Origin of the sequence: Rhodoblastus sp., from assembly GCF_019449565.1 — a bacterium.
GTDB lineage: Bacteria > Pseudomonadota > Alphaproteobacteria > Rhizobiales > Beijerinckiaceae > Rhodoblastus.
In genome coordinates this window covers 1-7158 of record NZ_JAGRPM010000041.1, presented here as the reverse complement: position 1 = coordinate 7158, position 7158 = coordinate 1, and the positions used below count along the sequence as shown (strand labels likewise).

The window sequence follows — 7158 nt, the reverse complement described above, 5'->3', positions numbered from 1 at the left end:
CGCTTCAAGGCCAGCGCCGCAACCGCAAAAGGACGAAAGGAGAAAGCCAATGCCTTGACCAAAACCTGACCGCAGGAACATAAAAAGGCGGGTCACTTCTCAGTGAAAATCCCGGGTCAGTTCCAAACGGAAATCAACACTATTCAGGCCTCGAAAAGCGATTGGCCGGATTTTGCTGGTTGGCGGACTGAGCCACAGCGCGGCCTGCTCCGTACAAACCATGCGTCCCGCCATTAAACGCGCTCGCGCCGGTAGGTCCGAAGAGACTCCCAGCATACTTGGAATCCTGTTAAATCAGAGGTCAGAGCCTCGATGCGGGGCGAAAGGGAATAGAGATTAAGTGGAACGCCCGGACGCACCAGGACCCGATGAACCTGTCTCCGCGCGAGTCAGACGGCGGCTCGTCGAAGCCAATAAGAGGTTCAACGCCAACGACAATATTTCGGCCTTTCTGGAGCCGGGCGAACTGGAGGCGTTGCTCGACGAGGTAGAGGGCAAATTCAAGGGCGTGCTGGAAAGCCTCGTGATCGACACCGAAAGCGATCACAACACCCAGGACACGGCGCGACGCGTGGCCAAAATGTATCTGACCGAGGTTTTTCGTGGCCGCTACATGAAGGCGCCGCCGGTCACCGAATTCCCCAATGCCGAATTGCTCAACGAACTGATGATCGTCGGCCCGGTCACGGTGCGGAGCGCCTGTAGCCACCATTTCTGCCCAATCATCGGCCGGCTGTGGATCGGACTAATGCCCAACGAGCATTCCAACCTGATCGGCCTGTCGAAATATTCGCGATTGGCCGAATGGGTCATGTCACGCCCGCAGATCCAGGAAGAGGCGATCGCGCAGATGGCCAATCTGCTCATGGACAAGGTTCAGCCCGACGGACTCGCCGTCGTCATGGAGGCCGACCATTTCTGCATGCAATGGCGGGGGGTCAAAGATAATCAGACCAAGATGATCAACAGCGTCATGCGTGGCTCTTTTCTCAAGGACCACACCTTGCGCGCCGAATTCCTGTCTTTGCTGAACCTGAAGCCGTGAGGGCGAAATGCTCGTTCGTTGTCTATATGCCAGCCGCCCATCTGCCTCTTGCGACGCTCGGGCTCTAGACGGCATTCTCCAGCAGGCGCGGAAGAACAATCCGGCTCTGGGACTCACCGGCCTGCTTTGCGTCTCCAACAATCTTTTCGTGCAAGTCCTGGAAGGAGGCCGCGACGAGGTCTGCGAGATCTACAATTCCATCGTCCGCGACGAGCGGCACGAACAGGTGCGCCTGCTGATCTATGAGGAAATCAGCGAGCGGCAGTTCGGTAACTGGACCATGGGGCAGATCAATATCGATCGGGTCAATCCGTCCGTTCTGCTGAAATATTTCCGCAGGGCCGAACTCAATCCCTTCGATTGTTCGGGTCAGGCGACCTTGTCCCTGCTGACTGAACTGGTCGCCACGGCGGCGATTACCCCGCGCGGCGAGTGAACGGAGACCAAGCCATGGATCAGCCTCCCGCTGCTTGTGGTTCGAGTCGCGTCACCGTCTGGTATGACGGAGCCTGTCCGCTGTGCGCCCGGGAAATCGCGCTCATGCGTCGCCTCGACCGCCGCGGGCGCGTGACCTTCGTTGACATCGCGCGGGAAGCGCAATGCCCAAAAGACCGGACAGCGATGCTGCTTCGTCTCCATGCGCGGGAGAAGGACGGCGATATCGTAACGGGCGCCGCCGCCTTCGCCGCCATGTGGCGGGCCATGCCGCTTTTGCAGCCGCTTGGCATGATGGCGCGAACCCGGCCGGTTCTTTGGCTGCTTGAACTTTCCTACGACGGTTTCCTGCATGTGCGTCCGGCCCTGCAGCGCGGATTGAGGCTCATCGAGGCGGGTTTCGCGCCCCCGAGGAGGCGCGATGGCGCGTGAGGCCACTCCTGCGGCTGTGCGGGCCTATGGACTGCTGGGGCTCATCCCTTTCCTGCTCCCTCCGGTTATAGCCTGGGTGCGACCACAGTCCGCGCAACTGATCCTTGCGCTTGAGGCCCATTACGCGGCGCTGATCCTCTCCTTCCTCGGCGGCGTCCGCTGGGCGATGGAAGCCCGCAAACCTGCGCCGGACGCCGGTGTCATTGGCCTCTCGATGATCCCGACTCTGGTGGCGCTGACGCTACTGGAACTCCCCGTTCTTTCGCCCAGCCAGAGACTTTTTGGCCTTGCCCTCGCGCTTGCAGCGCATTGGGCTTGGGATTTGATGTCGGCGGACGCCCCGCCTTGGTTCCCGGGTCTGCGCACGACGCTCTCCGTCGGCGCCGTCGCCGGCCTCATCGCGGCAGGGCTGGCGCTTGTCTGACGCCGGCTCCGCCGATCCGGCCATCGCCGTGGTGGTTGGCGCGAGCGGCGGACTTGGCCGCGCCCTAGCAGAGCTGATGGTCGAAAGCGGGGCCTATGAGCGGGTCGTCGCTCTCTCGCGTCGGCGCCCGGACGGCTGGGAAGACAACGCGCGGCGCGCCTGGGCGGCCGTGGATATCCTCGACGAGGATTCCATCGCCGCCGGGGCGCGCCTCGTGGCGACACTTGGCGTTCCGATCCGCATTGTCGTCGCCACCGGTCGCCTGAGTGGCTTCGAGCTCAAGCCCGAAAAATCGATGCGGGCGCTCGACGCGGACGCCCTGCGCGAATTGTTCGCCGTCAACGCGGTCGGTCCGGCCTTGGTCGCCAAGCATCTGCTGCCACTCACGCCGCGCGATCGGAGCAGCCTTTTCGCCGCCATTTCGGCGCGTGTCGGAAGCATTGGTGATAACCGGCTTGGGGGTTGGTACGGCTATCGCGCGTCCAAGGCGGCTCTCAACATGTTCATCCGCACGCTCGCCATTGAGCATCGCCGCGCCAGACCAAATGGCGTTTGCGTGGCGCTTCATCCCGGCACGGTGAAGACGGCCCTCAGCGCACCGTTCCAGTCAGGTGTTCCCGACGAAAAGCTGTTCAGCCCCGAACGATCGGCAACCGCTTTGTTGCAGGTGATGGATGCGCTGGGTCCCGGCGATACGGGCGGCTTCTTTGCCTGGGATGGCGCGAAAATCCCCTGGTGAAAAGTTGAGCGAGGAAAAAGCCGCGAAATATTCGTCGTCGTTGAACCTTTCGGCTTCCGTCCTGCGTATTTGAAACGACACCGCTTTTTTTCGGGAGCGCATCATGCAGGATCGGCGTTTGTTTCTCGCAATGCTCGCCGCGGCGGCGCTGGCAAGTTCCGGCGCGCGCGCGTTTACGGTGCGGCCCTATGACAAGAGCGCCGCGCAGGCGGCGATCTCTGCCGGCAAGCCGGTCATCGTGCATGTCTATGCCCCGTGGTGCTTGCAATGTCACATGCAGGAATCGATTCTCGACGGGCTGAAAAATGATCCGGCCTACAAAGGTTTGACCTTTTATCGCGTCGATTATGACGGACAGAAGGATGTGGTGAAGTCTCTCGATTGTCCGCGCTCGACGCTGATCGCCTATCGTGGAGGCAAGGAAGTCGCGCGCATGTCCTGGGGCGTTAGCGAGGCTTCCGTGGTCGACGTTCTGAAGGCCGCGCTTTGATCTCGTTCTGGTCCCTACCCTTGTCTTTTCTCGCCGGGGTCCTGACCATCCTGAGCCCCTGCGTCCTGCCGCTCGCGCCGGTGGTTGTGGCTGGGGCGCGAGCGAGCGACCCCCGGGCGCCGCTTGCCATGGCGGCCGGACTCGCCCTGACTTTCGGGCTGCTCGGCGGCTTTTTGGCTTCGCTCGGCGTCGATTTCGGCGGCTCGCCTCTGTTACGCTCCGTTGCGGCGGTTCTTATCCTGATCGTCGGCGTTTCTCTGCTGTTTCCCACCTTAGCGCATCGACTGGAGACGGGCCTGGCGCCGCTGCAGCGTCTCGCGGCCTTTCTGCAACAGGAATTGCCGCATTCGGGATTGCTGGGTCAGGCCGCCGCAGGGGCTCTGTTGGCTTTCGCCTGGGCGCCTTGCGCCGGGCCGACCCTTGGCGCCGCCTTCGTTCTGGCCGCCAGAGGCGGAACGATGGCTTTCGCTATGCTGTCGATGAGTTTCTTCGCTTTTGGCGCGGCCGGCGCGCTGCTGGCGCTTGGCTATGGACTGGCGCGGCTGACTTCGGGCGGCCGCCGGGCCGCTCTGGCGACGGGGGCCGGCGCGCGTGTCGGGCTGGGAGGAGCCTTCGCTCTGGTGGGATTGCTGATCTTGACGGGGGCGGATCATGGGCTGGAGGCGGCCGCTTTGACCCACATGCCGGATTGGCTCGCCCGCTTCGCTGGGAGCCTTTGAAAAGCAAGAACGGCTCGCTTTCACCTCCGCCATAGCGCTTGCCTGCTTGGCGTCCGACCCATACCTTTTGGAAGTTGAGACGCCGGCATCGCGTCTAACCATTCTCGCCTTGCGAAGAGCCAATATCCTCGATCTTTCCGCAAGAAATTAGTGCCATTCAGCCAACGCGAAATTTCCGGTTCTGGCGCACTTTTGCCATTCCGCCATCGACCGGTCTACGGTCGGGACCGGCCCTTCGACCTATGCCCGCTTCCCGCCGATTCCAGCCCTATCGCGACAATCAAAACGAAGTCGCCTCTCGGCTCGTTGCGGTCTTACGACATGAAGGCCCCTCCGGCGGCGATCGCACACTCAGCGGACGTTCCGAAATCGAAATGAATCAGCGCTCGTGACCCGAGGCGGTCATTCGAGCCCGCAGTCCTCACCGGCACCAACGGGCGGAAGCCGGCAAAGAACCGAAAGTCTGCTTCCTAGGTCTAGAATGGACCGTAAGGCAACGCGGGGGTTTCGCCAAGGGCGGCGTCTGGCGGGCCTCAATGACAAACGCACTTCGGGAGCCGTGGTTAGGTCCTTCGCCTTGCAAGAGCGAAAGCCTTGCAGACCTGATGCCCCCGCTCGCGCGCACGATCTGGAGCCGGGCGAACCATTTGGCGAAAGCAGAAAATGCCGCGATCGAACTGAACCATCGTTCCGTTTCGAGCGTAAAAACCAACGCCATATGAAATTGCTTGCCGGCGCGGGGATGCGACATGGACGAACTGGCTCAGGACATTGACGTCCGATCGCTCAGGACTGAGCTGGATGACACGCGGGCCCCCGTCCCGCGTCCGAGCCGCGCCGAGGCGGAAGCCGCCGTCGTCGTGCTGCTCGCCTGGGCCGGCGACGATCCTGCTCGCGAAGGCTTACTCGATACGCCGGCGCGCGTCGCCAAGGCCTTCGGCGAACTTTTCGCTGGCTACGGCGAAGATCCAGCGGAGATCCTCGACACAGTATTCGAGGACGTGGAGGGCTATGACGAAATGGTTCTCGTACGCGACATTCCCTTCGTCTCGCATTGCGAGCACCATATGGCGCCCTTCTTCGGGAAGGCCCATATCGCCTATTACCCGGAGCGCGGCGTCGTCGGGCTCTCGAAACTGGCGCGCCTGGTCGAAGTCTATGCGCGACGGCTGCAAACCCAGGAGACGATGACCTCGCAAATTCTCCGCGCGCTCGACGATTTCCTGACCTCGCGCGGCGCCGCCGTCCTGATCGAGGCCGAACACATGTGCATGTCGATGCGCGGCGTGCGCAAGCCGGGCGCGATGACGACGACCCTGCGCTTCTCCGGCCTGTTGCGCGACGATCCTGCGGCGCAGGCGCGCTTCTTCGCTTTGGCGCACGGCCGATGAACCCGTCGCTCTTCGACGGCCCCGCGCTGGACTTCTCTGGCGCCCCGGCGCTGGACCTGCACGTCTGTTTGGGGATAATGCCGTCCCTTAAGCGGCGGAGTGCTTCGCTCCCGCTTTCGCCACGCGCGAAAGCGGACGGGAGTCCCAGACAAGGTGACAATATTCGAGTGCGGGCGGACAACGTGGAACCTTCGGCTCCCACGGCCGAAACGCTCAAATCATGGCTGCAAGCCGTGGCCCGGACTCAGGACCGCGATTCCTTCGCGCGCCTGCATGGCTTTTTCGCCCCGCGCCTCACGGCGTGGCTGTCGCGCACCGGCCTGCCGCCCGTCCAGATCGAGGACATCGTCCAGGAAACCATGATCGCGATCTGGCGGAAGGCGGGACTTTACGATGAGAAATTCGGCGGCGTCTCGACCTGGGTCTTCGTCATCGCGCGCAACCAGCGCGTCGATTATCTGCGCCGCAAGCAAAACCGCGCGACTCAGCCGCTGGAGGACTGGGACCCGATCGACGACAGTCCGGGCGGCGAGGAAAGCCTGCTCGCCGCAGAGCGCGAGCGCAACGTGAGGAAAGCCCTGGCTCAATTGACGCGTGAACAGGCCTCTGTGCTCGAACAGGCCTATTTCGCCGAAAAGCCGCATTCGGCCATCGCGCGCGACCTTGGCATCCCGCTCGGCACGGTCAAATCCCGGATGCGGCTCGCCCTCGCGCGGCTGAGAAGCCTGCTGGAGGAAAGCCCGTGAGTCCGCGCCAGCATCCCAGCGACGAAACCCTGCTGCGCCACGCCTCGAGAAACCTGGGCGCGGGGCTTCGGCTCGTCGTCGACGTCCATCTCGAATCCTGCCCGCGCTGCCGGGAGCAGATCCGCCTGTTCGAGGCGGCCGGCGGCGCCTTGCTGGAAGACCTGCCGCCGGCGCCGGTTTCGTCGTCCTCGCTCGAAAAAATATTCGCCCGCATCGACACGGAGTCCGCCGCGCCGCGCCGGCTCCGCGCCGCGCCGCCCGCGCGCATTCTCGACGACCGCTATGCCTTGCCCGCCGCCTTGGCCAATTGCGACGTCGGCCCCTGGCGCTTCGTCCATCCCAAATTGCGCTGGGCGCGGGTCCGCCTGCCCGATGCGCCGCGCGAACGCGTGATCCTGCTGAAAATCGCCCCCGGCCATGCGACGCCGGCTCACGGCCATCGCGGGCTGGAGCTGACCCAGGTGCTCTACGGCGCCTTTTCCAGCGCACATGGCGCTTACGGCCCCGGCGACGTTGAAGAAGCGGACGACGAGGTGAAGGACCATGAACCGCGCGTGACGGCGGACGGCGAGTGCCTGTGCCTCGCGGCGGTCGAAGCGCCGCTGCGCATCCATTCCCTGCTCGGCCGGCTGTTCCAGCCGCTGATGGGGATTTGATCAGCCTATCAGGAGAGCCGGCCGGCGGCATAGCCGGCCAGGGCCGCGAGGCCGGTGAGGAAGCAGCCCCAGGCCATGTCG

The 7158-nt window shown here is 63.6% G+C and carries 10 protein-coding genes; all 10 read left to right on the top strand.

Annotation, left to right across the window (positions count from 1 at the left end):
- The first annotated feature begins 340 nt into the window (after window positions 1-340).
- Window positions 341-1045 (top strand): GTP cyclohydrolase I, encoded by a 705-nt coding sequence (folE, locus tag QZ409_RS10760; RefSeq protein ID WP_296710592.1) that lies wholly within the window; start codon window positions 341-343, stop codon window positions 1043-1045.
- 7 nt (window positions 1046-1052) lie between these two features.
- Entirely contained in the window at window positions 1053-1481 is a 429-nt protein-coding gene (locus QZ409_RS10755) for a BLUF domain-containing protein (RefSeq protein ID WP_296710589.1), read from the top strand.
- A 14-nt stretch (window positions 1482-1495) separates the two neighbouring features.
- Window positions 1496-1912, top strand: a complete 417-nt coding sequence (locus tag QZ409_RS10750; protein ID WP_296710586.1) for a DUF393 domain-containing protein — start codon at window positions 1496-1498, stop codon at window positions 1910-1912.
- Complete coding sequence (locus QZ409_RS10745; RefSeq protein WP_296710584.1) at window positions 1902-2336, top strand: DUF3429 domain-containing protein; 435 nt, start codon at window positions 1902-1904, stop codon at window positions 2334-2336. The genes QZ409_RS10750 and QZ409_RS10745 overlap by 11 nt, the downstream gene beginning before the upstream one ends.
- The gene (locus QZ409_RS10740) at window positions 2329-3075 is read left to right on the top strand and encodes an SDR family NAD(P)-dependent oxidoreductase (protein ID WP_296710582.1); all 747 of its coding nucleotides are present in this window, start codon (window positions 2329-2331) and stop codon (window positions 3073-3075) included. The genes QZ409_RS10745 and QZ409_RS10740 overlap by 8 nt, the downstream gene beginning before the upstream one ends.
- Before the next feature lie 103 nt (window positions 3076-3178).
- Entirely contained in the window at window positions 3179-3565 is a 387-nt protein-coding gene (locus tag QZ409_RS10735; protein WP_296710581.1) for a thioredoxin family protein, read from the top strand.
- On the top strand, window positions 3562-4284 hold the full coding sequence (locus QZ409_RS10730; RefSeq protein ID WP_296710578.1) for a cytochrome c biogenesis protein CcdA: 723 nt from the start codon (window positions 3562-3564) through the stop codon (window positions 4282-4284). Before QZ409_RS10735 ends, QZ409_RS10730 begins: the two co-directional genes overlap by 4 nt.
- Before the next feature lie 749 nt (window positions 4285-5033).
- A complete protein-coding gene (gene folE, locus QZ409_RS10725) occupies window positions 5034-5675 on the top strand; it encodes a GTP cyclohydrolase I FolE (protein WP_296710576.1) in 642 nt (213 codons plus the stop codon).
- 182 nt (window positions 5676-5857) lie between these two features.
- A complete protein-coding gene (locus tag QZ409_RS10720; protein WP_296710574.1) occupies window positions 5858-6421 on the top strand; it encodes a sigma-70 family RNA polymerase sigma factor in 564 nt (187 codons plus the stop codon).
- Window positions 6418-7077, top strand: a complete 660-nt coding sequence (locus QZ409_RS10715; RefSeq protein ID WP_296710573.1) for a ChrR family anti-sigma-E factor — start codon at window positions 6418-6420, stop codon at window positions 7075-7077. The genes QZ409_RS10720 and QZ409_RS10715 overlap by 4 nt, the downstream gene beginning before the upstream one ends.
- Window positions 7078-7158: the final 81 nt, after the last annotated feature.

Bases quoted from the DNA above. Each gene is read 5' to 3' on its own strand.
- QZ409_RS10755 (WP_296710589.1), top strand. From the start codon at position 1,053: ATGCTCGTTCGTTGTCTATATGCCAGCCGCCCATCTGCCTCTTGCGAC.
- QZ409_RS10750 (WP_296710586.1), top strand. From the start codon at position 1,496: ATGGATCAGCCTCCCGCTGCTTGTGGTTCGAGTCGCGTCACCGTCTGG.
- QZ409_RS10745 (WP_296710584.1), top strand. From the start codon at position 1,902: ATGGCGCGTGAGGCCACTCCTGCGGCTGTGCGGGCCTATGGACTGCTG.
- QZ409_RS10735 (WP_296710581.1), top strand. From the start codon at position 3,179: ATGCAGGATCGGCGTTTGTTTCTCGCAATGCTCGCCGCGGCGGCGCTG.
- folE (WP_296710576.1), top strand. From the start codon at position 5,034: ATGGACGAACTGGCTCAGGACATTGACGTCCGATCGCTCAGGACTGAG.